General features: G+C 68.7%; 27 protein-coding genes and 1 other RNA gene. 20 read left to right on the top strand and 8 right to left on the bottom strand.

From position 1 onward, the window contains the following. Positions 1 to 27 precede the first annotated feature (27 nt). From cobC to A5692_RS04250, 6 genes are read left to right on the top strand one after another with little or no spacing between them, the layout of a single operon-like run. The gene (gene cobC / locus A5692_RS04275; RefSeq protein ID WP_068052567.1) at positions 28 to 1,056 is read left to right on the top strand and encodes an Rv2231c family pyridoxal phosphate-dependent protein CobC; all 1,029 of its coding nucleotides are present in this window, start codon (positions 28 to 30) and stop codon (positions 1,054 to 1,056) included. Continuing rightward, entirely contained in the window at positions 1,053 to 2,198 is a 1,146-nt protein-coding gene (locus A5692_RS04270) for a Nif3-like dinuclear metal center hexameric protein (protein WP_068052564.1), read from the top strand. Before cobC ends, A5692_RS04270 begins: the two co-directional genes overlap by 4 nt. Beyond that, positions 2,198 to 2,935 (top strand): zinc ribbon domain-containing protein, encoded by a 738-nt coding sequence (locus tag A5692_RS04265; RefSeq protein WP_068052561.1) that lies wholly within the window; start codon positions 2,198 to 2,200, stop codon positions 2,933 to 2,935. Before A5692_RS04270 ends, A5692_RS04265 begins: the two co-directional genes overlap by 1 nt. After that, positions 2,932 to 4,041 carry a bifunctional RNase H/acid phosphatase gene (locus A5692_RS04260; protein WP_068052559.1) on the top strand — a complete coding sequence of 370 codons (1,110 nt, stop codon included), beginning with the start codon at positions 2,932 to 2,934 and terminating at the stop codon, positions 4,039 to 4,041. The genes A5692_RS04265 and A5692_RS04260 overlap by 4 nt, the downstream gene beginning before the upstream one ends. A 23-nt stretch (positions 4,042 to 4,064) precedes the next feature. After that, positions 4,065 to 4,646, top strand: a complete 582-nt coding sequence (locus A5692_RS04255) for a TetR-like C-terminal domain-containing protein (RefSeq protein WP_068052557.1) — start codon at positions 4,065 to 4,067, stop codon at positions 4,644 to 4,646. Positions 4,647 to 4,668: 22 nt separating this feature from the next. Beyond that, positions 4,669 to 4,869: a hypothetical protein gene (locus tag A5692_RS04250; protein ID WP_067921468.1), complete on the top strand. Its 201-nt coding sequence runs from the start codon at positions 4,669 to 4,671 to the stop codon at positions 4,867 to 4,869. Positions 4,870 to 4,873: 4 nt separating this feature from the next. Here A5692_RS04250 and A5692_RS04245 read toward each other — a convergent pair whose 3' ends face one another. The 4 genes from A5692_RS04245 to A5692_RS04230 form a co-directional block, all read right to left on the bottom strand. Continuing rightward, a complete protein-coding gene (locus A5692_RS04245) occupies positions 4,874 to 6,409 on the bottom strand; it encodes a molybdopterin-dependent oxidoreductase (RefSeq protein WP_068052555.1) in 1,536 nt (511 codons plus the stop codon). A 17-nt stretch (positions 6,410 to 6,426) separates the two neighbouring features. Beyond that, positions 6,427 to 6,621 carry a ferredoxin gene (locus tag A5692_RS04240; protein ID WP_068052553.1) on the bottom strand — a complete coding sequence of 65 codons (195 nt, stop codon included), beginning with the start codon at positions 6,619 to 6,621 and terminating at the stop codon, positions 6,427 to 6,429. After that, positions 6,618 to 7,787, bottom strand: a complete 1,170-nt coding sequence (locus A5692_RS04235; protein WP_068052551.1) for a cytochrome P450 — start codon at positions 7,785 to 7,787, stop codon at positions 6,618 to 6,620. The genes A5692_RS04240 and A5692_RS04235 overlap by 4 nt, the downstream gene beginning before the upstream one ends. A gap of 74 nt (positions 7,788 to 7,861) precedes the next feature. Further along, positions 7,862 to 8,437, bottom strand: a complete 576-nt coding sequence (locus tag A5692_RS04230; protein WP_068052549.1) for a helix-turn-helix domain-containing protein — start codon at positions 8,435 to 8,437, stop codon at positions 7,862 to 7,864. Positions 8,438 to 8,483: 46 nt separating this feature from the next. Here A5692_RS04230 and A5692_RS04225 point away from each other — a divergent pair, with 46 nt between their 5' ends. Then, positions 8,484 to 9,113, top strand: coding sequence for a cyclopropane-fatty-acyl-phospholipid synthase family protein (locus A5692_RS04225; RefSeq protein ID WP_068052546.1), 630 nt, complete (start codon positions 8,484 to 8,486; stop codon positions 9,111 to 9,113). A 2-nt stretch (positions 9,114 to 9,115) separates the two neighbouring features. Here the strand turns inward: A5692_RS04225 and A5692_RS04220 are convergent, their stop codons facing one another. Beyond that, positions 9,116 to 9,826 (bottom strand): 2OG-Fe(II) oxygenase, encoded by a 711-nt coding sequence (locus A5692_RS04220; protein ID WP_068052658.1) that lies wholly within the window; start codon positions 9,824 to 9,826, stop codon positions 9,116 to 9,118. Between the two features lie 76 nt (positions 9,827 to 9,902). On the opposite strand from A5692_RS04220, the gene rnpB reads away from it, so the two are divergent. Next, positions 9,903 to 10,303: RNase P RNA component class A (gene rnpB / locus A5692_RS04215), an RNA gene on the top strand. Positions 10,304 to 10,310: 7 nt separating this feature from the next. On the opposite strand, the gene A5692_RS04210 is transcribed toward rnpB, so the two are convergent. The 3 genes from A5692_RS04210 to panB form a co-directional block, all read right to left on the bottom strand. Then, a complete protein-coding gene (locus A5692_RS04210; RefSeq protein ID WP_068052543.1) occupies positions 10,311 to 11,849 on the bottom strand; it encodes a CYTH and CHAD domain-containing protein in 1,539 nt (512 codons plus the stop codon). A 112-nt stretch (positions 11,850 to 11,961) separates the two neighbouring features. Then, on the bottom strand, positions 11,962 to 13,143 hold the full coding sequence (locus A5692_RS04205; protein WP_068052656.1) for a cellulase family glycosylhydrolase: 1,182 nt from the start codon (positions 13,141 to 13,143) through the stop codon (positions 11,962 to 11,964). 144 nt (positions 13,144 to 13,287) lie between these two features. Then, a complete protein-coding gene (gene panB / locus A5692_RS04200) occupies positions 13,288 to 14,133 on the bottom strand; it encodes a 3-methyl-2-oxobutanoate hydroxymethyltransferase (RefSeq protein ID WP_068052653.1) in 846 nt (281 codons plus the stop codon). Between the two features lie 209 nt (positions 14,134 to 14,342). On the opposite strand from panB, the gene A5692_RS04195 reads away from it, so the two are divergent. The 12 genes from A5692_RS04195 (at position 14,343) to A5692_RS28840 (ending at position 24,172) form a co-directional block, all read left to right on the top strand. Then, on the top strand, positions 14,343 to 15,899 hold the full coding sequence (locus A5692_RS04195) for an alpha/beta hydrolase (protein WP_068052540.1): 1,557 nt from the start codon (positions 14,343 to 14,345) through the stop codon (positions 15,897 to 15,899). Positions 15,900 to 16,006: 107 nt separating this feature from the next. Continuing rightward, entirely contained in the window at positions 16,007 to 17,569 is a 1,563-nt protein-coding gene (locus A5692_RS04190; protein WP_156765923.1) for an alpha/beta hydrolase, read from the top strand. A gap of 157 nt (positions 17,570 to 17,726) precedes the next feature. Beyond that, complete coding sequence (locus tag A5692_RS04185) at positions 17,727 to 18,629, top strand: tyrosine-type recombinase/integrase (protein WP_082962352.1); 903 nt, start codon at positions 17,727 to 17,729, stop codon at positions 18,627 to 18,629. Further along, positions 18,626 to 19,126, top strand: coding sequence for a hypothetical protein (locus A5692_RS04180; protein ID WP_068052535.1), 501 nt, complete (start codon positions 18,626 to 18,628; stop codon positions 19,124 to 19,126). Before A5692_RS04185 ends, A5692_RS04180 begins: the two co-directional genes overlap by 4 nt. 155 nt (positions 19,127 to 19,281) lie before the next feature. Continuing rightward, complete coding sequence (locus A5692_RS27955; RefSeq protein WP_082962351.1) at positions 19,282 to 19,533, top strand: hypothetical protein; 252 nt, start codon at positions 19,282 to 19,284, stop codon at positions 19,531 to 19,533. Next, complete coding sequence (locus A5692_RS04175; RefSeq protein ID WP_068052530.1) at positions 19,530 to 19,946, top strand: DUF2742 domain-containing protein; 417 nt, start codon at positions 19,530 to 19,532, stop codon at positions 19,944 to 19,946. The genes A5692_RS27955 and A5692_RS04175 overlap by 4 nt, the downstream gene beginning before the upstream one ends. A 44-nt stretch (positions 19,947 to 19,990) precedes the next feature. After that, positions 19,991 to 21,139: a hypothetical protein gene (locus A5692_RS04170; protein WP_156765922.1), complete on the top strand. Its 1,149-nt coding sequence runs from the start codon at positions 19,991 to 19,993 to the stop codon at positions 21,137 to 21,139. Positions 21,140 to 21,298: 159 nt separating this feature from the next. Beyond that, positions 21,299 to 21,631 carry a hypothetical protein gene (locus A5692_RS04165; protein WP_068052523.1) on the top strand — a complete coding sequence of 111 codons (333 nt, stop codon included), beginning with the start codon at positions 21,299 to 21,301 and terminating at the stop codon, positions 21,629 to 21,631. Between the two features lie 158 nt (positions 21,632 to 21,789). Next, positions 21,790 to 22,908: a hypothetical protein gene (locus A5692_RS04160; RefSeq protein WP_068052520.1), complete on the top strand. Its 1,119-nt coding sequence runs from the start codon at positions 21,790 to 21,792 to the stop codon at positions 22,906 to 22,908. 1 nt (position 22,909) lies between these two features. After that, positions 22,910 to 23,689 (top strand): HK97 family phage prohead protease, encoded by a 780-nt coding sequence (locus tag A5692_RS04155; protein WP_068052518.1) that lies wholly within the window; start codon positions 22,910 to 22,912, stop codon positions 23,687 to 23,689. Further along, the gene (locus A5692_RS04150) at positions 23,686 to 23,880 is read left to right on the top strand and encodes a hypothetical protein (RefSeq protein ID WP_068052515.1); all 195 of its coding nucleotides are present in this window, start codon (positions 23,686 to 23,688) and stop codon (positions 23,878 to 23,880) included. Before A5692_RS04155 ends, A5692_RS04150 begins: the two co-directional genes overlap by 4 nt. 127 nt (positions 23,881 to 24,007) lie before the next feature. Next, on the top strand, positions 24,008 to 24,172 hold the full coding sequence (locus A5692_RS28840; RefSeq protein WP_156765921.1) for a hypothetical protein: 165 nt from the start codon (positions 24,008 to 24,010) through the stop codon (positions 24,170 to 24,172). Positions 24,173 to 24,418: the final 246 nt, after the last annotated feature.

Below are 24,418 nucleotides of genomic sequence, written 5' to 3'. Positions count from 1 at the left end.
CGGAAGCCGCCCACTAGTGTTTCTCGGATGGCGAGTCTGAACCTGACCCCGCCTGCGGTGCGCTATCACGGTGATCAGGCCGTCGCACCCGGGATGCTGGATTTCGCCGTCAACGTCCGGCACGCCCAACCGACCGAGTGGCTGATGCGGCGGCTGGCTGCGCGGCTGACCGATCTGGCGCACTACCCGAGCGCCCAGGACGTGCGCGCGGCGCAGGACGCGATCGCCGAGCGGCATGGCCGCGCCCGCGACGAGGTGCTCCCGCTGGCGGGCGCGGCGGAGGGGTTCGCGTTGTTGCCCAACCTGCGTCCGGCGCGGGCGGCCGTCATCGCGCCCGCGTTCACCGAGCCGGCGGACGTGTTGAGCGCCGCCGGCGTGCCCGTGTGCCATGTCGTGCTCGAGCCGCCCTTCGGCCTGGAGGGCGTGACCATCCCCGACGACGCCGACCTGGTGGTGGTCGGCAACCCGACCAACCCCACGTCGGTGTTACACAGCCGCGAGCAGCTGCTCGCGTTGCGCCGGCCGGGGCGGATCCTGGTGGTCGACGAGGCGTTCGCGGATTCCATTCCCGGAGAACCGGAGTCGCTGGCCGGTGTCTCGCTGCCCGACGTGCTGGTGCTGCGTAGCCTGACCAAGACGTGGGCGCTGGCCGGGCTGCGGGTGGGCTACGCTCTGGGCCCGCCGGAGCTGTTGGCCCGCTTGACGGCTCAGCGTGCCCACTGGCCGGTGGGCACGCTGCAACTGACGGCCATCGCGGCGTGTTGCGGCCGGCAGGCCGTCGCCGAAGCGGCGGCCGGTGCCGTGCGGTTGGCGGAACTGCGCACCGAGATGGCGGCCGGGCTGACGTCGGTGGGCGCCGAGGTGGTCGACGGCCGGGCCCCGTTCGTGCTGTTCCGCATGCCGGACGCCGCCTCGATTCGAAAGAGCCTGGGGGACAGGGGGATCGCCATCCGTCGCTGTGATACTTTCGCCGGTTTGGACGAGCGCTACCTGCGGGCTGCGGTGCGCCGGGAGTGGCCGCTGCTGGTCCAGGCGATTGCGGAGGCGCTCCGATGAGCGTGCGGCTGGCCGACGTGATCGGCGTGCTGGACGAGGCCTACCCGCCGCGGCTGGCCGAATCGTGGGACTCGGTGGGCCTGGTGTGCGGCGACCCCGACGATCCGCTGGAGTCGGTGACCGTCGCGGTCGACGCGACGCCGGCGGTGGTCGACGAAGTTCCCGAGGGCGGCCTGCTGCTGGCCCATCACCCGCTGCTGCTGCGCGGGGTCGACACGGTGGCGGCCAGCACCCCCAAGGGCGCGCTGGTGCACCGCCTGATCCGAACGGGGCGTTCGCTGTTCACCGCGCACACCAACGCCGACTCCGCCTCACCGGGGGTGTCCGACGCGCTGGCCCGGGCGCTCGGCCTGACCGTGGAAGCGGCCCTGGAGCCGCGAACGGCCGCCCCCGATCTCGACAAGTGGGTGATCTACGTGCCGCGCGAGCACGCGGATGCGGTGCGGGCGGCCGTGTTCGAGGCCGGCGCCGGGCACATCGGCGACTATTCGCACTGCAGCTGGACCGTCAGCGGCATCGGGCAGTTCCTGCCGCACGAAGGCGCGTCGCCCGCGGTGGGCAGCGTTGGAACCGTCGAGAAGGTGGCCGAAGACCGGTTCGAGGTCATCGCGCCCGCGCGGATCCGGCCCGCCGTGCTGGCGGCGATGCGCGCCGCGCATCCCTACGAGGAGCCGGCATTCGACGTCTTCGCGTTGCTGCCCCTGCCGGGCGATGCCGGGTTGGGCCGCATCGGCACCTTGCCCCGGCCCGAACCGCTGCGCGACTTCGTGTTCCGCGTCGGCGCCGCCCTGCCGCGGACGGCCTGGGGCGTCCGCGCGGCGGGCGACCCCGACATGCCGGTCTTCCGCGTCGCCGTCTGCGGTGGCGCCGGCGATTCGCTGCTGGCGACCGCGGCCGGCGCCGGTGTGCAGGCCTACGTCACGGCCGACCTGCGGCATCATCCGGCCGACGAGCACAGCCGGGGCTCCGGCGTGGCGTTGATCGACGTGGCGCACTGGGCGAGCGAGTTTCCGTGGTGCGACCAGGCCGCCGACCTGTTGCGCTCCCGTTTCGGTGCGGCCCTGTCGGTGCGGGTGTGCACCATTCGCACCGACCCCTGGAATATGGGGCAGTGCGACGACGAGATCGGAAGTGAGCAGTGATGAAGGCCGAAATCGCGCAGCAGCGTTCGCTGCTCGAGCTGTCGAAGCTGGACGCCGAGCTGGCCCGCATCACGCACCGGGCCGGCCACCTCGCGGAGCAACAGGCCCTTGAGCGGGTGCAGGGCGAACTCAACGCCGCCGCTGACCGGGTGGGTGCCATTCGAATCGCGTTGGAGGACATCGACATCCAGGTGTCGCGATTGGAGTCCGAAATCGAGGCGGTCCGGCAGCGCGAAGACCGCGACCGGTCGTTGCTGCAGTCCGGTACACCCGACGCGAAGCAACTGTCGGATCTGCAGCACGAGCTGGAGACCCTGACGCGGCGCCAGGCCAGCCTGGAAGATTCCCTGCTGGACGTGATGGAGCGCCGCGAGGAGCTGCAGTCCCAGTTGGACGATTCGCAGGGCAAGGTCGAGGCGCTGGAGGCCGAATTGGCCGGCGCCCAAGAGGGTCTCGACGCTGCACTGGCCGAAATCGGCGAGGCCCGCCAGGAGTACTCGTCGCGCCGCGACACGCTGAGCGCGGCGTTGGACCCCGCCCTCTCGGCGCTCTACGAACGGCAGCGCGCCGGGGGAGGGTCGGGTGCCGCGCCGTTGCTGGGGCGCCGGTGCGGTGCGTGCCGGCTCGAGATCGACCGGGGCGAGCTGTCCCGCATCTCCGCCGCCGCCGAGGACGACGTGGTGCGCTGCCCGGAGTGTGGCGCGATCCTGTTGCGGGTCCAGGGGCTCGACCAGTGAAAGTGGTGATCGAGGCCGATGGCGGCTCGCGCGGCAACCCCGGCCCCGCCGGCTACGGCGCCGTGGTGTGGACCGCGGACCGCTCGACGGTGCTGGCCGAGACCAAGCAGGCCATCGGCCGGGCCACCAACAACGTGGCCGAATACCGCGGCCTGCTGGCCGGTTTGGGCGACGCGCTCGAGCTCGGCGCCACCGAGGCCGCGGTCTTCCTGGATTCCAAGCTGTTGGTGGAGCAGATGTCGGGCCGGTGGAAGGTCAAGCACCCCGACCTCATCGAACTGCACGGGCAGGCCCGAAAGCTGGCGGCGCGGTTCGATCGGATCGATTACACGTGGATTCCGCGGGACCGCAACTCATACGCCGATCGGCTGGCCAACGAGGCGATGGACGCCGCCTTCGGCGACCCGGTGCAGGAAACCCCGCGACCCGCGGCCGAGCCCGCGAAAACCGCCGCGACGCAATCCCCGCAGGCTCCCGGCTGGACCGGTGCACGCGGCACCCCGACCAGGCTGCTGTTGCTGCGACACGGCCAGACCGAGCTCTCGGTGCAGCGCCGCTACTCCGGCCGCGGCAACCCGGCTCTCACGGAAGTGGGTCTGCGGCAGGCGGACGCCGCGGCGCGTTATCTGGCGCAGCGCGGCGGGATCTCCGCGGTGTTCGCCTCGCCGCTGCAGCGGGCCTACGACACCGCGGCCAGGGCCGCCAAGGCGCTCGGCCTGGACGTGACCGTCGACGACGATCTGATCGAAACCGACTTTGGCGCCTGGGAAGGGCTGACCTTCGGCGAGGCCGCCGAGCGCGACCCGGAGCTGCACGGCCGCTGGCTGCGTGACACCGGGACCACGCCGCCGGGTGGGGAAAGCTTCGACGACGTGCTCGACCGGGTCGTCCGGGCGCGCGAGCGCATCATCGCCGCGCACCAGGGCACGACGGTGCTGGTGGTGTCGCACGTGACGCCGATCAAGATGCTGCTGCGGCTGGCGCTGGAGGCCGGGCCGGGCATGCTGTACCGGCTGCACCTCGACCTCGCGTCGCTGAGCATCGCCGAGTTCTATCCCGACGGTGCGTCCTCCGTGCGTCTGGTGAACCAGACCGGCTACCTTTAACCACCAGGTGTGAGGAGACGTCGATGCAGCCGTCTGAGCCGGTCCATACGGCCGTTCCCGCGGATGTGCGGGCGCGGGTAATGCCGGCGGTGCTCGACGAGCTGACCCGTTGGGGTGTCGAGCGGTTCAGCATCGAGGCCCTCGCCGAGCGTTACCACCTCGATGCGGCGATGGTGTACCGGTACTGGGGAGATCGGCGTCAGCTCATCGTCGATGCGGTGCTCAGCGACGTCGAGACGCTGAGTTCGGGAACAGACACCGGCTCGTTGCGCGGGGACCTAGCGGCGTTGGCCCGCAACGTGACCAACCGGATCAACAGCGAGGTCGGCCGCACGCTCCTGCGCGCACTGGTGATGGACCGGCGCGGGGGACACGACGAAGCCACCCGGATGAGGTTCTGGCGGGTGCATTTCAACGCGGTGCGCGCGGTCGTGGACCGGGCCAGGGAGCGGGGCGAACTGCGTGAGGGCGTCAACACCCTGGCCGCGGTCCAGATCGTGCTGGCGCCGCTCAACATTCGTGTCGTGTTCTCCGACGCTCCCGTCGACGACGAGTACTGTGCGGCCATCGTCGACATGGCGTGGCACGCGCTGGCGCGCAAATGAGCCCGGCCGTAGCATCCGCCGTATGAGAAGGACATTCGTCGCCACGTTCGCCTTCGGGTTGATCGTCGCGTTGTTCGGTTCGATTTGGGCGCTGCAGGGATTCGGGGTGCTTGGCGGTAGCCCGATGAGCAACACCACGACCTGGTCAATCATCGGTCCCATCACGGCGGTGATCGGACTCGTGATCGCGGTAGTCAGCTGGCGGAAACTCTCGTCGAAATAGTGCTTCATGTCCCCGCCACGCTGAAGTCCACCGTGTGCAAGCCGGTAGCGCCGTCGGGGACCGTCGCGGCCCTGTCCGAGGTCTGGGTGGCCCCGGTGTTATCGGTGGCTCGCACCGTGATGGTGTGCCGCCCAGGGCTTTTCGCCTGCCAGGGAAAGCTCCACAGCCGCCACGTCTCGTTGGAGTAGCTTGCGCCCTGCTCTGCGGCCTGCCACCCGCCGTCGTCGACGCGGACTTCCACGGACCGCACGCCGCGATTCTGCGCCCACGCGACACCCCCGAAAACCACGGGACCCACCGGCACCCGCTGACCATTTTTCGGCACGTCGATCCGCGACTCGGTCTTGACGGGTGCGCGCGCTGCCCAGCCCTGCCGCGTCCAGTACGCCTTCGCCCTGTCGAAGCGAGTCAGCTCCATGTCGACGACCCACTTGGTGGCCGACACGTACCCATAGAGCCCAGGGACGACCAGCCGGGCCGGATATCCATGCTCGATCGGTAAGGGTTCACCGTTGAGGGCGACCGCCAGCAGCGCGTCGCGCCCATCGATGAGTGCATCCACCGGGGTGCCGGCGGTGAACCCGTCGATCGACATCGACAGCACCATGTCGGCCTCCGGGCGCACACCGGCCGCGGCCAACAGCTCGGCCACTCGATAGCCGGTCCAGACGCCGGTCGAAATGAGATCGCCGCCAACGGGATTGGACACGCAGGTGAGTGTCGCCACCTTTTCGACCACGTCGAAGCCGGCGAGGTCGGCGAAGCTGTAAGTCGTTTCGCGGTTCACCATGCCGTGGATGCGCAGCCGCCAGTCGGTGTGGCTGAGTTGGGGGACGGTGAGCGCGGTATCTACCCGGTAGAAGTCGGCGCTGGGTGTGACGAAGCTCGGCAGCGCAACGCCTTTCGGCTGCACTTCGGCGGGTATCGGGGGCGCCGATGCGCGCGGTTTGGGCAGCGTGAAGCTGGTGCGGTCCGCGGCCACCGAATGCATCCACCGTGTGATGACCGCACCCGCTACGCCGCTCAAGACTCCGAATCCGAGCGCGCCGAGCACGACCAATCTGCGCCTGCCGGCATCCGGCTCGTCGGGCTCGGGTGCTTCTGGGCCGGACCCAAACCGGCCGGTGAGCAGGCGCAGGGTCGTCACGCCGCAGGCCGCGCCCGCGACGGTCGGGATCGTGTCGAGTGGCGTCGTACCTTGCCGCGACAGCACCGCGACGCATCCGAGCGCGCCCGCCGCGACGATCACGGCGCTACCGAGGGGGCGCGGCCGAGTCTCGAGCGTCCCGGCGATCGCGGCGGTGGCGGCGATCACCACCAGCACCGCTACGGCTAGGAAGAGTTTGTCCGAAGAGCCCAGGCTCGCAATCGCCCACTCTTTGACCGGGCCCGGTGTCAGATCGACGACGGCCGCGCCGATCGCGGCCCGCGCGTCGGCCCGCGCACCGAACGGGATGCCTACCAGCTCGGCCACCCCAAGCGCGACGGATGCGGCTGCGACCCCGGCGATCATCCGCTCGTTCGACGGCGCGCCGGCCATAGGAGATACGTTCCGCTTCAACGCGCCAGGGAGATGGCGGCTTCGGGGCAGTTCTGCTCGGCGGTGACGGCTTGTGCCTCGAGTTCACCAGAGACCTCGGCGACGAGCACAACGCAGTGGCCGGCGTCGTCGGCGTCGAAGACGTCGGGCGCCAGGGTGTAGCAGCGCCCGTGCCCGGTGCAGCGGTCGGCGTCGACGGCGATGCGGGTCATGGCGCCGGAAACACCAGGGGCAGCGACTCCACCGAGCGCAGGGCCGCGGTGTAGGTCAGCTGGGTGCCCGGCTTGATCTCGTAATCCGGTATGCGCCGGTGGAACTCGCGTAACGCCACCCTCAGCTCCATGCGGGCCAGGTGGGAGCCCAGGCAGCGGTGCGGACCGCCCCCGAACGCGCGGTGCCGGTTCGGGTTGCGGGCGAAGTCGACCAGCTCCGGATCGGCGAACTCGGCCGGGTCGGTGTTGGCCGCGCCCAGCAACGGGCTGACCCGTTCGCCCTTGTGGATGGGGCAGCCGCCCACCTCGACGTCTTGGATGGCGACCCGCGCGACACCGGGCACCGGTGTCTCCCAGCGCAACAACTCCTCCACGGCGCTGGGCAGGATGTCGGGCTGCTCGACCAGCTGACGACGGTGGTCGGGGTGGCGCGCCAGGTACACGAAGAAGCAGTCGAGTGAGTCGGTCACCGTGTCCAGGCCGGCGATCAGGAACAGGAAGCAGATGTCGAGGAGCTCTTCGCGCGACAGCGGCCGCCCGGCGACGTCGGCGGCGATCATCGCCGACAGCACGTCGTCGCGGGGGCTGGCGATGTGGTCGTCGATGGCGCGGTCGAAGTACTCGTAGATCTGTTGCGCCACCCCGGCGGCGCTCTCGTGTCGCCGGTCGAAGCCGGAGTCGCCCTCCGGGCGGATCACACCGTCCTTCCATTCCAGAAACTTCTCGAGGTCTTCCAGCGGCAACCCGAGAAGCTGCAGGAAGACGGTGCACGGCAGGGGTACCGCGAACTCGGTGTGGAAGTCGCACTCACCCCGATCGACGAAGCCGTCGATCATCTCGTTCACCAGCTCGGTGACCCGAGGCTCGCGGCGGGCCATCTCCCGCGGAGTGAACAACGGATCGAGGATGCGGCGGTACTTCGCATGCTCGGGCGGGTCGATCTGAAGCGGGATCAGCGGCCGCACGTTGCCCAGGTCGACCGCGTCCATGTTCGACGAGAACAACTCCGTGTGTTTGAGCGCCATCTCGATGTCGGCCAGTCGGCTGAGCACCACGGCCTGCGGTGACCGGAACACCGGGCTCGATTCGCGCAACGCCTTGTACATCGGCTGTGGGTCCGCCAGACCGGTCACCGTCTGGTCGACGAACCCCTCGGTATCTGTCATCTGGTCAGACTGGCACCAACGTCCCCGCCGGGCAATGGTCAATGCTGAGCGGCCGCACAATCGCCGCGCGGCGCTCAGCTGTGCAGGTGCAGCCGTTCGCCGTGCGGCCCGAAGATCACGATGGCCTCCACCGGGCCGTCGACCGCCCCGAACCAGTGCGGTGTCCAGGTGGAGAACTCGACCGCTTCGCCCGGCGCGATGGTGAAGTCGCGGTCGCCGAGCAGCAGCCGCAGCCTGCCGGACAGGGCGTACATCCAATCCTGGCCTTCGTGCACCGGCAACTCCGCCGGCGGGGTGCGGCGCCGGGCGCTGACCCGAACCTTGAACGCGTGCAGACCGCCAGCGGGACCCTGACGGGTCAGCGGCCAATAGGTGACCCCGTGGTGGGTGTGGGCGGCGCCGCGCACCCGCGGATCGTGGGTTTCGGAAGGCTGCAACAACTCGTCGGTGCTGACCGACAGCGCCCGCGCCAGGCGCGGGAGGTGATCGAGGGCGAGCCGGCGTTTTCCCGACTCGAGGCGGCTGAGCGTCGAGACGTCGATGCCGGCGCGCGCGCCGACCTCTTGCAGCGTCATGCCGCGCTGCGTGCGCAGTTCACGCAGGCGCCGGCGCACCTGAAGGTCGATATCGGGAGCGGTCTTTGCCTGCATGGCAAATAAGCTTGGCAAGCCGAACGCGGCTGGGCAAGCTCGCGGTATGGAAACTTCATGCAAACCTGATGACGCCCAGCGGTTCTGGGAAGAGCGTTACCGATCGACCGACCGGGTGTGGAGCGGACGGGTCAACCCGCGCCTCGCCGAGGTGGCTGCCGACTTGCCTGCGGGCCGGGCTCTCGACCTGGGCTGTGGGGAGGGCGCCGACGCGTTGTGGCTCGCCGAGCGTGGGTGGCAGGTGGTGGCGGTCGACGTCTCGGCCACCGCGCTGCAACGCGCGGCGGAGGCGGCGTCGGCGCGAAACGTGGACGGGCGCATCGACTTTCATCTCCACGACCTCAACGAGAGCTTCCCGGACGGGATGTTCGACCTAGTATCGGCGCAGTTTCTGCACTCGCCGGCCCGGCTGGACCGCGACTCCGCGCTGCGGCGGGCGGCCGAGCATGTGAGCCCCGGCGGTGTGCTGCTGATCGTCGACCACGCGGCAGCCCCACCGTGGGCGGAGCACCACCACCACTCCTTTCCCACGATCGACGAGGTGCTCGCATCGTTGCGGCTGGACAACGCCTGGACCCCGGTGCGGACGGAGACGGTGGAACGGGAGGCGGTCGGACCCGACGGACAAGCCGCGGCCCTGCGGGATAACGTGATGGCTCTGCGGCGCGTCGGATAACCTCAGGCCGCGTCGTGGAATATCAGCCCCAGGGCGTAGCGTTCGCCGGAGCGCACCACCGACACGCCGTGCCGCACCGGCGCCGCGGACCAGCCGCGGCTGGAGGCCACGGGCCGCTCGCGGGTGGTGAACACGAATCCATGCCTCTGCGGCAATTGCGTTGCCAGGCCGCGGGATTGGGCCCGCAGCCGCTGTTCGACGATCAGGAATTCGCCGCCGGTGTAGTCGGTGCCGGGCTCGCTGAGGTTGATCACCACCTGCAGCGGAAACACCAAGTCGCCATAGAGGTCTCGGTGCAGGGCGTTCCAGTCGCCCGCACCGTACTTCAGCATCAGCGCGGTGGACCTGGTTTGCCCTGCGGCGTGGCAGATCGCCAGCCAATCGTCCAAACCGTCAGGCCAGGGCGCGTCGCGGCCGAGTTTGCCCCACCAGTCGCGGGCGATCGGCAGCAGCCGCGGGTAGAGCGCCTGTTTGAGCTCGTCGATGGGGTCGGGATAGGGCGCCCGGAAGTAGCGATACTGCCCGGCGCCGTACCGTTTGGGCGCCATGTCGATGGTCGAGCGGAACAGGCTGTCGTCGTTGTAGAGCTTGCGGAGCCGGGCCGCCTCGCCGGTGGTGACCAGCCTCGGCAGTAGCGCCCCGCCGTCTTCGTTGACCGTGCTGGCGATGGCGTCCCAGTCGCCGGAGTCGACTCGCTTCTTCCACCGGTCCACCCGGTCCACGATAGAGCCGGCGCGCGATGGTTGCTGGCACCGGGATCGCGCAGGTAGTAGCCTGGATCGTCGCGGACGAGTTGGCCGGGCGGCCGCGGACCGCCGCAAGGCGGTTCGAGGAAAGTCCGGACTTCACAGAGCAGGGTGATTGCTAACGGCAATCCGAGGTGACTCGCGGGACAGTGCCACAGAAAGCAGACCGCCACCCTCGCGGTGGTAAGGGTGAAACGGTGCGGTAAGAGCGCACCAGCATCCCGGGTGACCGGGGTGGCTAGGCAAACCCCACCCGAAGCAAGGCCAAGAAGGCCGCACCGAAAGGTGCGGCCGCGCAGGCGTTCGAGGGTTGCTCGCCCGAGCCTGCGGGTAGGCCGCTCGAGGCACCCGGCGACGGTGTGTCCAGATGGATGGTCGCCGCCGCGCATCTTCGGCTGCCGGAGATGCGCGGAACAGAATCCGGCTTACAGGCCAACTCGTCCGCCCCCGCTCAGCCGGCCTTGTGCACCGCCTTGGCGAGCTTGCGCAACGCGTCGTCGAGCTGCTGTTCGCACCGCTCGGCCAGGTCGGCCTCCTGCTGGTACAGCAGGCCGTAGGTGAACGTGTCCTCGCCGGCGGCGTGCGCGGCTTCGGATTCGTGGCGCAGATGTTCGCGGCTGACCACACTGTCCTGATGGTCGCCGAGCAGCGACTGAACGGCCTTCGCCTGCTCGGACACCCTGTCGGCGCCCGTGGCCGCGGCGGTGTACCGAAGTCGCTTGGCCCGCTTGCGGATCCGGTGGATCGATTCGTCGCGCGCGTGGTGGTCCTCCGGGTGTTCGCCGGCCACCTGGGCGGCGGCTTTGGCTGCCTTGCGGACCTTCTTGTAGGCGGCGTCGATGGTGACCGGAGGGTGCTCTTCGCCGGGGGCGGCGGCCGGGGGTTGCGCCGCTATCGCGTCGAGGGCGTCGAGCAGACGGAAGTAGCGCTGCGACCGCATGGCGATCAGCGACCGGCGCAGCCCGGTCTGGTAGCGCCGCTGCGCCCCGCCGACCAGGCGCTCGTGCACCGGACCGCGCACCAAATCCGGTGTCAGCCCGTCCAGTTGGCGCTCGTAGCGCTCCGCGAGGACTTCGGCGTCGCGCGCGATGCCGAGGATGCCGGCGAGCTCGCGCAGTTCGTCGAGCACCCACCCGTCGTCGGGCAACCCGAACGACTCCTGGTAGTCGCGCAACAGGCTGCGCAGCTTGCGGGTGGTGACCCGCATCTGGTGGATGGAATCGAACGCGTCGGCGCGTACCGCACGATCCCACACCAAGAGTTCGCGAATCTGATCGGCCACCGCGCGCTGCAACGGGTGCTCGGCGGCCGGCGCGCCGTCGGGCTGTGGCGTGGTGCCGAGTACCCGCGCCAGCTTGGAGGCATGACCGGCCGGTGCGGCGCCGGCGTCGAGCAGCCGATTGCCCAACCGGTTCAACAGCCCGGTGTCCGGCACCCCATCCGTCTCGACCAGTTCCAGCTCCCACTCCCGCCACTCCTGCTGGGTGGGCTCCAGGTCGGCATCGTCGGAAGCGCGGGCCGACCAGGCGGTGACGTGGTCGTTGCAGAATTCGGCCAGGGGCGTGTCGTCGGCCGCGTACAACACCTGGGTTTCACGCTGGGTGGTGATGCGGGCGACCGGCTCGAGCGGGCGGTCGCGCACGATCGCCAGCACGATGTCCACCAGCTCCTCCGGCACGGTGTCGGGCCCGCCCGGGCCCGAGGCGTCCAGGGGTGCCCGGACTTCGGTTCGGGCCTCCGGCCCGGCCGGCAGCTTCAGGTGCCATCCCGCGTCCGAGCCACCGGTGCGGCGGCGCAGGGTGATCTTGTTGCGGGCGAGGTCCTGTGCGGGGGTGTCGAAGTACGTCGCGTCCAGTGTCTGAGTGGGCGACTTCTCGACGTGCGCCACCGCGGCGATGCCTTCGAACGAAGGTGACACGGTGGACTCGCCGACATCGAACTTGCGCTCCACCTCGCGATGACGCGAGGTTTGTGGCGCTTTTGCAGGCATTTTCGGCTCCGTTGAAGGCGCGTCGCCGCGGCCATGAAGGGATGATGGGTTCCCATAGCCTGCCATACCGCGGTAACACGGATGGCGGCGCCGGCCGCTGACCGGCGCGGCGTTACGGGGGCGGCGGCGAGTCTTCGCGGAGATGCAGCGCCAGGCCGCTCAGTTCGCGGATCGTCTGAATCTCGGACTCGCGGAACGGCCGTCCGTCGGGCGCGAGCAGATCGTGGAACCACTCCACCGGCATGGCCGTGTACGGGTGCTCCCAGGAGTCCCACGGAAAGAAAGTCTGGGTCTTCCCGGCGACCAGCCCCCAGTTGAAGGCGCCGACGTTGTAGCGCTTGGCGATGGGCAACACGCCCGGAATGGTGCTGCCCAACGGCCGGGCCATGTATTCGGTGCACAGGATGGGGCGCCCGTATGGGATGAGTTCGTTGATGCGGGTCTCAAACCACGCCGGCTTGTCATAGGAGTGGAACGTGATCACGTCGGAGTTGTCGAGTTGAAAGCCGTTGATTGCGCTGCGGCGTCCCGGGTCTGCCCACTCGCCTTGCCATACGGCACTCGTCAATGGCTGACAGGGATCTACCGCGCGTGCCCACTCGAACACCTGCGGAAGCAGATTCGCGACGACGGCTTCTTTGTCTTTCCTCTCGACGGCGCGATATTGGTGCGAGGGATTATCGGGCTCGTTCCACAGGTCCCAGCCCAAAATGCGGTCGTCGTTGCGGAACTGGGTCAGCACTCCGGTGACATAGTCACGCAGCGTGCGGGCGTAGTTGGGATCATCGATGCGTTGCGCGCCCGGACTTTGCACCCAGCCGGAGTTGTGGACGCCGGGCCTCGGCGGGCGCTGCGGACCTGCTTGCGGGAGCGGGTCCCAACAGGAGTCAAACAAGACGAAGAGTGGTTTGATGCCGTGGCGCGCCACGATGTCGACGAACTGAGCGAGACGGCCCTGGAACCCTTGATAGTCCTGCGCCCAGAGCAGATCGTGCAGGAAGACCCGGATCGTATTGAACCCGGCCGACCGGGCCCAGCCCAGCTCCGTATCAATGCGCTGCGGGTCATAGGTGTCGGCCTGGAACATCTCCAGCTGGTTGATGGCGTTCGACGTGATGTAGTTCGCGCCGACCAGCCAACCTTGAGCCCGGTACCAGTTGCCGGCCCGGTCTGCTGACCACGGGCCAGATTTCGGCGAGGTGGGGGGCGGTTCCGCGGCCGCGCGAGGTGCTCGGGCCAGTGCAGCGCCTCCTGCCAATACCAGCGGCATCTTCAGCACCGTCCGACGGTGCACGAAATCACCATGAATCGCCCGGTCGATCTGTTTCACCCTTGCTCTCGGAGTAGAGACCTCATCCAAGAACAATCGTACCGGCCTGCCACACAAGGATTTTCGGAATTGACAGGATCCGGTGGGCGAAACGCCTAGTCGTGCCCGTCAGAAGCAGTGCTCGTCGGCGGGGAAAACCCCCTCCGCCACCTCTTTCGCATATTGCTTTGCGGCCCGGCGCAATTCCCCGCCGATGTCGCCGAACCGCTTCACGAAGCGGGCGGCCTTGCCGCTGCTGACTCCGGCCATGTCCTGCCAGACCAAAACTTGGCCGTCGCAGTTCGGGCCTGCCCCGATCCCGACCGTCGGGATGGTCAGCTTGCCGGTGATCTGGGTGGCCAGCTCGGCCGGCACCATCTCCATGACGACGGAGAACGCCCCGGCTTCGGCGACGGCGATCGCGTCGGCGACGGTCTGTTCCGCGGCGTCACCGCGGCCCTGCACCCGGAAGCCGCCCAGGCTGTTCACGCTCTGCGGCGTGAACCCGATGTGCGCCATCACGGGGATCCCGGCCGCGGTCAGGCAGGCGATCTGCTCGGCCACGCGCTCGCCGCCCTCGAGCTTGACGGCGTGGGCGCCGCCCTCCTTCATGAACCGGGTGGCCGACGCCAGCGCCTGGGCCGGGCCCGCCTCGTAGCTGCCGAATGGCAGGTCCGCGACGACCAGGGCGTGACGCGCCCCGCGCACCACGCCGCGCACCAGCGGGATCATTTCGTCGATCGAGACCGGCACCGTGGTGTCATAGCCGTACACGACGTTGGCGGCCGAGTCGCCGACCAGCAACACCGGAATGCCCGCCTCGTCGAAGATGCGGGCGGTCGAATAGTCGTAGGCCGTGAGCATGGCCCACTTGTGCCCTTCGGCCTTCATCTTCTGCAGGTGGTGGGTGCGAATTTTGGTGAGGGGCTGCGCCTGTTCGGACGTGCCCGCACCATAGACGTTCTGCTCAGACATCATTGTCCTATTGGTGGTCGGGTCGATCCTCGTGGCCCTCAACGGGTCCCCGGGTTCGTCTGACGGTGCCATTCTGCCATCTCTTCTGCGCAGTCGCACCGTCCGGATGATGTGAGACATGCCATGCCCGGCCGTATGCGGCCGGCCGGTAACCGCTCGGCGGTGCCGCTCACGAGAATCTCAGCTTCCCTCTGGCAGCATATGTTGGCATGGGTCTGTCTCGCCGCGGCAAGTTCGCGCGCATGCTGCTGGTTTCGACAACGGTCGCTGCCGTGACGCTCCTGGTCGCGGGCTGCGTTCGGGTCGTCGGCGGGCGCGCCCTGCTGGCCGAGCCCAAGCTGGGGCAGGCCGTGGAATGGACACCGTGCCGGTCATCCAACCCGAAGGCCAAGATCCCCGCGGGTGCGCTGTGCGGCAAGCTCGCGGTGCCGGTCGACTACGACCACCTCGACGGCGACGTGGCCACGCTGGCGATGATTCGCTTCCCCGCCACCGGGGACAAGATCGGCTCGCTGGTGATCAACCCCGGCGGGCCCGGCGAGTCCGGTATCGAGGCCGCCCTCGGTGTCGTCCAGTCGTTGCCGAAGCGGGTCCGCGAACGCTTCGACCTGGTGGGTTTCGACCCGCGCGGGGTGGGGTCATCGCGGCCGTCCGTGTGGTGCAACTCCGACGCCGACAACGACCGGCTGCGGACGGAGCCGAACGTCGACTACAGCCCCGCCGGCGTGGCCCACATCGAGGACGAGACCAAGGAGTTCGTCGGCCGCTGCGTGGACAAGATGGGCAAGAACTTCCTGGCCAACGTCGGCACGGTCAACGTCGCCAGGGACCTGGACGCGATCCGCGCGGCGCTGGGCGACGACAAGCTGACCTACCTGGGCTACTCCTACGGCACCCGAATCGGCTCGGCCTACGCCGAGGCCTACCCGGACAAGGTGCGGGCGATGATCCTCGACGGCGCCGTCGACCCCAACGCCGACCCCATCGAGGCAGACCTGCGTCAGGCCAAGGGTTTCCAGGACGCGTTCAACGACTACGCCACCGATTGCGCGAAACAGTCGAGCTGCCCGTTGGGCACGGACCCGGACAAGGCCGTCGACGTCTACCACAGCCTGGTCGACCCGCTGGTAGACCCGAACAACCCGATGGTCGGCAGGCCGGCCCCCACCAAGGACCCTCGGGGACTGAGCTATAGCGACGCCATCGTCGGCACCATCATGGCGCTGTACTCGCCGACGTTGTGGCACCACCTGACCGACGGGCTGAGCGAACTGGTCAACCACCGCGGCGATACGTTGCTGGCCCTCGCCGACATGTACATGCGCCGCGACGCGCACGGTCACTACACCAACGCCACCGACGCGCGGGTCGCCATCAACTGCGTCGACCAGCCGCCGATCACCGACCGCGCCAAGGTGATCGACGAGGACCGCCGCTCGCGGGAGATCGCGCCATTCATGAGCTACGGCACCTTCACCGGCGACGCCCCACTGGGCACCTGCGCGTTCTGGCCGGTTCCGCCGACGAGCAAGCCGCACACCATCTCCGCGCCCGGCCTGGCCCCGACCGTGGTGGTGTCGACCACCCACGACCCGGCCACCCCCTACAAGGCCGGGGTCGACCTGGCCAACCAGCTGCGCAGTTCGCTGCTCACCTACGACGGCACCCAGCACACGGTCGTGTTCCAGGGCGACGGTTGCATCGACAACTACGTCACCGCGTACCTGGTCGGCGGCGCGACCCCGCCCAGCGGCGCAAAGTGCTAGGGCGCGTACGGGTCTGACGCTCAGCGCAATTCGACGCCCGGTGCGGGCCGCAGACGAGATCAAGGCGTAACCGTTTCGCGCCGCTTCGGGAACCCGAAGCTGACACGATGACTGCCATGTCGCGCCTGAGAACGTTGAGTTCGGCGCTGGTGTCATTCGGGCTGTTGGCCGCGCAATCGGTGGTGGGACCGGCGGTCGCGGGCGCCACCCCGGAGCCGGGTTCGGGGCAGAGTCCTGCTCCGAGGCCGTCGGCCGCGACGCCGCAGACGTGGGGGAGTTGCGGTCAATTCGCCACCGACACAAGCGATGTCCCCACCGCGCAGTGCACCACCGTCTCCGTTCCGGTCGACTACGACAACCCGGGAGCGGGGCAGGCCAGGCTGGCGGTGATCCGCGTGCCGGCCACCGGCCAGCGGATCGGCTCGCTGCTGGTCAATCCGGGCGGTCCCGGCGGGTCCGCGGTCGACATGGTGGCCGGCATGGCGCCGGATCTGGACGGCACGCCGATTCGGCGCAACTTCGACCTCGTCGGTTTCGACCCGCGGGGGGTGGGGCATTCGACCCCGGCCCTGCGCTGCCGCTCGGACGCCGAGTTCGACGCCTACCGGCGCGAGCCGATGGTCGACTACAGCCCGGCCGGTGTGGCGCACATCGAACAGCTCTATCAGCAGCTGGCCCAGCAGTGTGTGAGCCGCATGGGGCCCGGGTTTTTGGCCAACGTCGGCACCGCCTCGGTGGCGCGCGACATGGACATGGTCCGGCAGGCGCTGGGCGACGACCAGATCAACTACCTCGGCTACAGCTACGGCACCGAGCTGGGCACCGCCTACCTGGAGAAGTTCGGGGCCCACGTGCGGACGATGGTGCTCGACGGCGCGATCGACCCGACCGTCGGCCCCGTCGACGAGAACGTTCAGCAGATGGCGGGATTCCAAACCGCTTTCAACGACTACGCCACCGACTGCGCCCGCTCGGCGGGCTGCCCGCTGGGCACCGACCCGGCCCAGTTCGTCAACCGCTACCACGCGCTGGTCGACCCGTTGGTCGCCAAGCCAGGTCGCACGTCGGACCCACGTGGCCTGAGCTACGCCGACGCGACCACCGGCACCATCAACGCGCTCTACACCCCGGCGCACTGGAAATATCTGACCAGCGGCCTGCTCGGCCTGCAGCGCGGCACCGACGCCGGCGACCTGCTGGTGCTCGCCGACGACTACGAGGGCCGCGACCGCGGCGGTCATTACACCAACGATCAGGATGCGTTCAACGCGATCCGATGCGTCGACGCGCCGTCGCCGAAGGATTCGGCGAGCTGGGTCTCCGCCGATCAGCGCATCCGCCAGGCGGCGCCGTTCCTCAGCTACGGGCAGTTCACCGGAGCCGCGCCCCGCGATCTGTGCGCACTGTGGCCGGTGCCGGCGACGTCGACGCCGCACGTCGCGGCGCCCGCGGCGCCGGGCAAGGTCGTCGTCGTCTCCACCACGCACGATCCGGCCACCCCGTACCAGGCCGGGGTCAACCTGGCCCGCGAGCTGGGCGGCCCGCTGATCACCTACGACGGGACGCAGCACACCGCGGTGTTCAACGGGGACCAGTGCGTGGACGGCGCCGTGATGGGATACCTCGTCGCGGGCACGTTGCCGCCGGCGGGCTACCGATGCCGGTCCTGACCGCACTGAGCAGCCTGTTTGCAATCTTCGCAATTGTTCCGATCGCGCGTCGGTAACACAGAATTAACTACACCAAACGAGCTAGCCTAAACATCCTTCTAGCTGTGGAAACACTAGATAGGCAACCTGCACAGCGTTGTAAGTGTAGGGTAACGACATGACAAAGCGTTTGCTGGATCTGGCTGAGCTGCTCAATTCGTGGATGCGCCACCTGCGTGGCCAGCGGCGCAGCGAGCAGACGCAGCGGGCTTACCGCCGCGCGGTGGACGCCTACCTGGCCTACTGCGCCGACACCGGGGCGCCGGCGGCGTTAACGAAGGCCGCCGTGACGGACTGGCTGGCCGCCCAGGGTGATTGCTCGACGGCGACGGTGCGGCTGCGGCTGGCCGCGGTCAAGCGGTTCGCTGCCTGGTTGGCCGCCGAGGAGGGTTTCGATGCCGACCCGATTCTGGCTATCCGGCCCCCGAAGATGGCTCAGGCCGCTGTCGCGGACCTGTCGGACAACGAGGTGGGCAGATTGCTTAAGGCGTGTGAGGGTACGGACCTGCGCGACAAGCGTGACAAGGCGATGGTGGCTCTGCTCGCCGAGACGGGGCTGCGGGCGGCTGAGCTGCTCGCCCTGGATATGGCCGACCTGGATTTGGACGCCTGCCTGGTGCAGGTGCGCCACGGCAAGGGCGGCAAGGCGCGGCGAGTGCGGTTTTCGCCGGGCACGGCCGCCCTCATCGACCGCTACCTGCGGGCCCGCCGCAATACGGTGCGCCACCCCGCGGAGGGGCCTGTGTGGCTGTCGGCGCAGGGCCGACGGCTGTCGTACACCGGCCTGGTCGGCACGCTCAAGGCCCGTGCAGCTGATGCCGGGGTGGTCGGCTTCCACGTCCACCGGCTGCGGCACACGGCTGCGGTGCGGTGGATGCAATCGGGCGGCTCGGAGACCGGCCTGCGCGCGCATGGCGGCTGGTCGGATAACTCGATGATCGGCCGTTACACCAAGACCGCCTCGGAGAGGCTGGCCGCCGAGGAGTTCGACCGGCTTGGCCTGGGGCTGACGGAATTGTGAACGCCGACGGCCCATTTCAGGGCATGGAGGAAGAGAAAAGCGGCGAAATCACGGTGTACTGCGACGCCCAATCCCATGAGCTGTGGGAGCGGACCTACTCGCGACGTGGTGAAGACCCATGGATGCCGGACCTGTTCGACCACATCGGTGGCGAACAGGGCGACATCAAGTCTCCGCGCCGCGGCGGCGGTATCGAGTACATCGACGCCGCCGGCCGCGTTGTGCAGTCTTGGGATTCGGGACGTGTGACGCCTGACGATCCTCTTGGCAAAACCGATCGGTTGGTGGCCGATATTGACCGGGCCCGTCAGGTTTCCGGTCTTGACGCCGATGTCGCCTTGCCGCTTGGCCTCCGTTACCGTATCCGCTGCCCGCTGTGTGACGATCAAGTCCGGCGCAGCGGTTCGGAGGCCAACAAGCAATTCAATTGGCTTTGGGAGCAGGGCATTACGCGAATCTCGCTGGACTCTCTTCGCAAGCTGGATCGGTTGCTGTAGCGAACAAAACTTTGCACGGCGTTGGTTGTATGCTGTGCGTAGAAGCGAGCCGGATGCCCCTCCGGCCGGAGCCTCCGAAGAAGGTGTGATACCTCACGCCTTAAGTTCGGAGGCTCGCGTTGAGCTCAGATTCAGAAATTTCCTTGGCCCGGTCGATGGCCGCCGACCAGTCCTGGGGAAACACGGTTGATCGCGCGGCCCGCACGGCGAATGGTCGTCGTGCCGCTGACGCCCGATTCCTGAAACTGGCCGACGGCGACCCGAAACGCGCTGAATCGCTACGCCGAGCGCATTACAAGCGCATGGCGCTCAAGTCAATTGCATCCCGTAAAGCGCGTAAGGCTGCCCGCGAAGCGGCCGCCCGCGATGGCGCCGCAATCGAAACCCTCGACGGCGGCGCGGCATGAACCGGGGCCTAGGGCCGCCTAATGACGAAAGCCGGCCCCCGCCTAGGAAACCGGCCACCGCCCACTTCGCACCTGACGCCACTACAGCCACCACAACCGAGAGCGCCGCTTTGAGTGTAAACGGGCGCGCCGTCAGCTGGTGGTCGGTGCACGAATTCGTGGCGCCGTGGCTTGCCGCTGCTGGAGATTGGCCGATGGCCGGCACCCCGGCTTGGGTAGAGCTTCCCGACACCGATCCAGCCAAGTGGGCCGCCGTGCTCGACGCCGCGAGGCATTGGGGATTGCGGGTGGAGGCCGCGCAGTTGACGTTCGGCGAGGCGTCCCATGCGGTAGCGGCCGCCGCGGACTGGTCGGCAATCGCCGGCGAGATCCGCCGCCGGAACGGCGCCCACATCCCCAGGGCCGCATCGTGACCGGGCTGCCTGAACCACACTGGGACACCTTGGAGGAGTTCCGGGTGGGCGAGTGGAACGGCGACCTGCCGCCTGGGCAGCACAACAGCAACGGCCACCGCCGCTCCACCAACGACCAAGAGGCAGGTAGGTGTGGCCAGTCGTGGCAGCCGATCGACCTCGGCCCCTACCTCCGCGGCGAAATCCAACCGCCCGCCCCGCCGAGCCTCGGCCTGGCGCGCAGCGACGGCGTGCGCCTCATCTACCCCAGCCGCGAGCACGTCGTCGTCGGCGAGACCGAGAGCGGCAAATCATGGTTCGTTCTGGCCTGCACCGCCGCCGAGCTGCTGCGCGGAAACCCCGTCGTCTATGTGCATTACGAAGAGCCAGGCCCTGAGAGCACCATCGAGCGGCTGCGTGACCTCGGTGTGCCGGACAAGCTCATGCTGCGTCCGCTGTTCCGGTTCGTCGCCCCTAACGAGCCCGCCCAGCTCGACAACCTCGCCGACCTCCTCGACCCAGCGCCGACGCTAGTAATCCACGACGGCGTTAACGAGGCGATGACCCTCAACGGGCATGACATCCTCGCGGCCGAAGGCGCCGCGCTGTTTCGCCGCCGCCTGATCGCCCCATTCCTGCGGGCCGGCGCGGCGACGATCGCCTGTGATCACCTGCCCGGCGGCGCCGACGGCACCCGAAAGAACGCTTACGGCTCGGTGCATAAAGGCAACGCGATCGACGGCGCTCGGATTGCTCTGGAAAACCGGGAGCCGTTCGGGCGGGACCGGCGGGGACGGTCCAACGTGTACGTGACCAAGGACCGCCCCGGCCACCTGCGTAAGCACGGCTCGGCCGACCGCAGCACCGTCGGCAAGACCTACCTGGGGACGCTGGTCGTCGACGCCTCGGACCCGTTCAAGCCGCTCGACCTGGCGTTCTACGCGGCGACACCCGAGGACACCGCAGCCACGGCGGATCTGTCCAGCTCGAAACTTGCCGACACCATCTGGGAAGTCACCTGGACCCAGCTGCCTGATCATCGCGTGAAGTCCAAGCGCGCCCTCTACGCCCTGATGCGCGACGCGGGTCAGAGCTTCCGCGAGGCCGACGCCTCGGCCACGGTCCACGCGATGCTCGCATCCGGCCGGTTAATCAGCGACGGAGCAAACGCTTTCACTGCTGCCCAGAGTGCTGCCCAGGACGGCGAAGCGTGACCGCCCGATGCCAAGTGCTGCCGCTGCTGCCCCGCCCTAGCGGGCAGCAGCAGCGGGCAGCACTTTGGGCAGCACTTCGCACTGCTGCCGGGCAGCACCGGGCAGCACCCGGCAGCACCCCGAATATTGGTTGTCCAGCAAACACCGAAAGGCGCCACCATGGCTAAGCACGCTGACAAGCAGGCCCAGCTTGAGCACACCGTGTTCGTCGACGATGCTCGCTCGGCCTTGCTGCACGACGTCGGCGGCGACGCGTACGGGGCCGCGGTCGTCTGCAACCCGGATGGGTCTACCGACCTCGTCTTGGCCTGGCTGCCCGGTCTCAACAATCCCGAGGTGCCGTACGCGGCCGGGCCGGCGCCCGCGCACGAGCAGCCGGGCCCGCTACCGATCGAGGTGCTGCGGCGTGTCGTCGAAACCACCCGCCGGCACCGTCGCGTTGGCGGCACCCAACCCGAGGATAAGGAGGAGGAAAGCCCATGGGCGCCCTGATTTGCATCGCCTGTTTGTGTGAGCGGGCCGCGGCCGGCTCCCGCTTTTGCGCGGACTGCCTGGTGGGCCGTGACGCCGCCACACGCCGCGCCGACCCCAACGCGGAAATCCCGAAAAGACCAGCAGTTCAACCACTTTCGCACGAGAGGATCATCTAAATGACCGCACCATCCGCTTCCCGTTTCGCCCCCGGCGTCATCCGGTACTGCTTTGACGAGACCACCGACCACACCCCGATGCCGAACCGCAGCGTCGGTTTGACCGGGCTACTGAAGATGACCGGCCTCGTCGCTGAATCTGGCTGCGTGTTGCCGCCCACGTTCGTGGAGATGAGAGACAGATTCCTGGCGTTCAGCCAGCTGGCCGCGACCGCCGCCCCAATCATGACCGGCAGGCTGTTCGCGTCGCTGCGCGACGGCACCGGTGATCCTGCACTGTGGTTTTCGTGTGCGATGGCCGAAGCTGGGGCCGGCTCGGTCGAGCGCCGCTCCGAAGTCTTGGCGGTGGTCCATGACGCGATGGAGGCAGAGCTGCGCGGCCTGTACATGCCGGTCGCGCAGGCCCACTATCGCGAGTTGGCCTCCAAGTTCGACACCGCCGCGCAGGGTTTCGAGCGTTGCGCCCGCGTTGTCGATCCCGGCGCCGACCCCGGCGAGGTGGTCAACGCCCGGGACAAAACGGTGCGGGCCTGGCGGGACGCGCTGGCGTTCGCCGGCCAGCTCGACGGCCTGTTGCCGGCGCTGACCGCGGCCGCGGAATTGGTGCGGCCGGTGACGTTGCCGACCGGTCTGGGTGTGTCCCGCGACGTATTCGAGCTGCCGCTAGTCGCGGACGTCGACGGCATCCACAAGCGCATCGCGTGGGCCAGCTGGAAAGATTGGGCCGAACCGAAACCGCTCAACCCTGACACCCCCGCGCTGAGCATCGAATCCGTGACCGCGGAGCCCCCCGACACGGTGCAGAACACCCGCTGTGGGCGGTGGACGCGGCTGGTGCGGTGCGACGCCGTCATCCGCGCGCACCCCGACCCGGGCGAGCTGGTGCTGTTCGGGCAGGCCGCGCCGATTGTTGTCGCGCCGGTCTGGGACGGGCACGCGCGTCGGCATCTGTTGCGGCGCATAGATCCTGAAGGCGAGGTTCCTAACCCTGATGCGCCCAAGCGTGGCCCGTTGTCCAGGCTGAGGGACGCCTTCCGCCGCATCCCCGACCAGCCCGAGGCCGAGGCCGAGCCCGACGTCCTGTCAACCGTCGCATTCGACGACCCCGAAGGAGCTTGAGATGAGCACGACGTCCACCATTGAGCGCAGCGCAGTGTCCGGCGCCGTCGAGCTGCGCAGCCTCGGCGGCACCCAGGGGCGTCAAATCGCCGGCTACGCCGCGAAGTTCGACCGAGAATCGCGGACGATATCGGGTGGCGCGGGTGTCCCTTTCGTCGAACGCATCGCCCGCGGGTTCTTCGAGCAAGCCCGCGCCGCCGGCTGGCCCGGCGAGCAAGGCGCCGGGGTGCTGTGCCGCTACAACCACTCCGATGAATATCTGTTGGGCACCACCGCGGCGGGCACGCTCCGCCTGGACGTCGACAACGTCGGCCTCAGATACCGCGTGGACGCGCCGAGCTGCCGCGGCGACGTCCTCGAGCTGATTGCCCGCGGCGACATCCACGCTTCGTCGTTCACCTTCGCTAACGCCTTAGACGAATGGAATTACGCCGATGGCACCGCGATGCGCACCCTGATCAGCGGCGCGGTCCTCGACGTCGCGCCCTGCAGCGCCGTCGCCGCCTACTCCGACACCACCGTCGGGCTGCGCAGCCTGGCCGCGCACAAGGGGGTTCCGGTCGGCGACGTGGTGGCCCTGGCCCAGCGCCACGAACTGCGGAAACTGTTCACCCGCACCGACCGGGCCCGGGCCTTCGCCCCCGCCGGCACGCTGTCGTGGCAAGAAGCCAAGTTGCGGCTCTACCAGACCCGCCCCTACGACCCCATCGTCAGCACCCTGTCCTGCGAGGAAGCGCAGCGCAAACTGCGCGCCATGGACCCACGAAAGGCCCACCGATGACCGGCTTCATCGACCCGTTCCGCGACCCGTTCGACGCACCCCGTGACAGCAGCCTTGCCGAGGAGGACTACAGGCCCGACCACGGCAATCCCGGTGGCAGCGACGTCGACCGCGAACCTGCCGTCGACCCAAGCAGATTCGACTACCCGGGGACTCCACGCCAGTCGTATCGATCGGGCAGCTGCCAGTGAACCTGCTCGGCCCCAGGGATCGGCCACCCTGCGGCCGAGCACAAACCCGGCGGGGCACCGGCCAGCAGCAGCTCGGGCGCTGGCCGCCCCGCCGGGCCACAACCACCCCCACAGAAAGGCAACAACCATGAATCCCAACCCCTTCAGCCCTGAGCACGACTCCAACGCCCGGCCCGGCGACCCCGTCGACGCCTACCACAGCCAACCGGCCCAACAGCAGATGGAGGACTTCACCGCCGCTGCCACCGCCACCCACCAACAGGCAACCGACCTCCACCAACCACACGACTAATGTTTGCTAGCAACCACCCCGGCGGCACCCCAACACCCGCCTGCCGCCCCTACCCGCCGGGGGTATCCGTTGTACCAACCATTGTTTGTATGAAGATAGACGCCTCCGAAAAACGACACGCCCGGGCACCGTTCACTATTTCCACCCAAAAGAGCCCTGACCAGCAACAATGCAAAACGTCAATTTTCGCCCCGGCATTTCCGCAGCTCAGCACGGCGTTTCGCGTATTAAACACAGACACCAAAA

This window comes from Mycobacterium sp. E342, from assembly GCF_001667665.1.
Taxonomy (GTDB): Bacteria; Actinomycetota; Actinomycetes; order Mycobacteriales; family Mycobacteriaceae; genus Mycobacterium.
The sequence above is the reverse complement of the archived record's forward strand: the minus strand, read 5'-3'. Positions and strand labels throughout refer to the sequence as shown.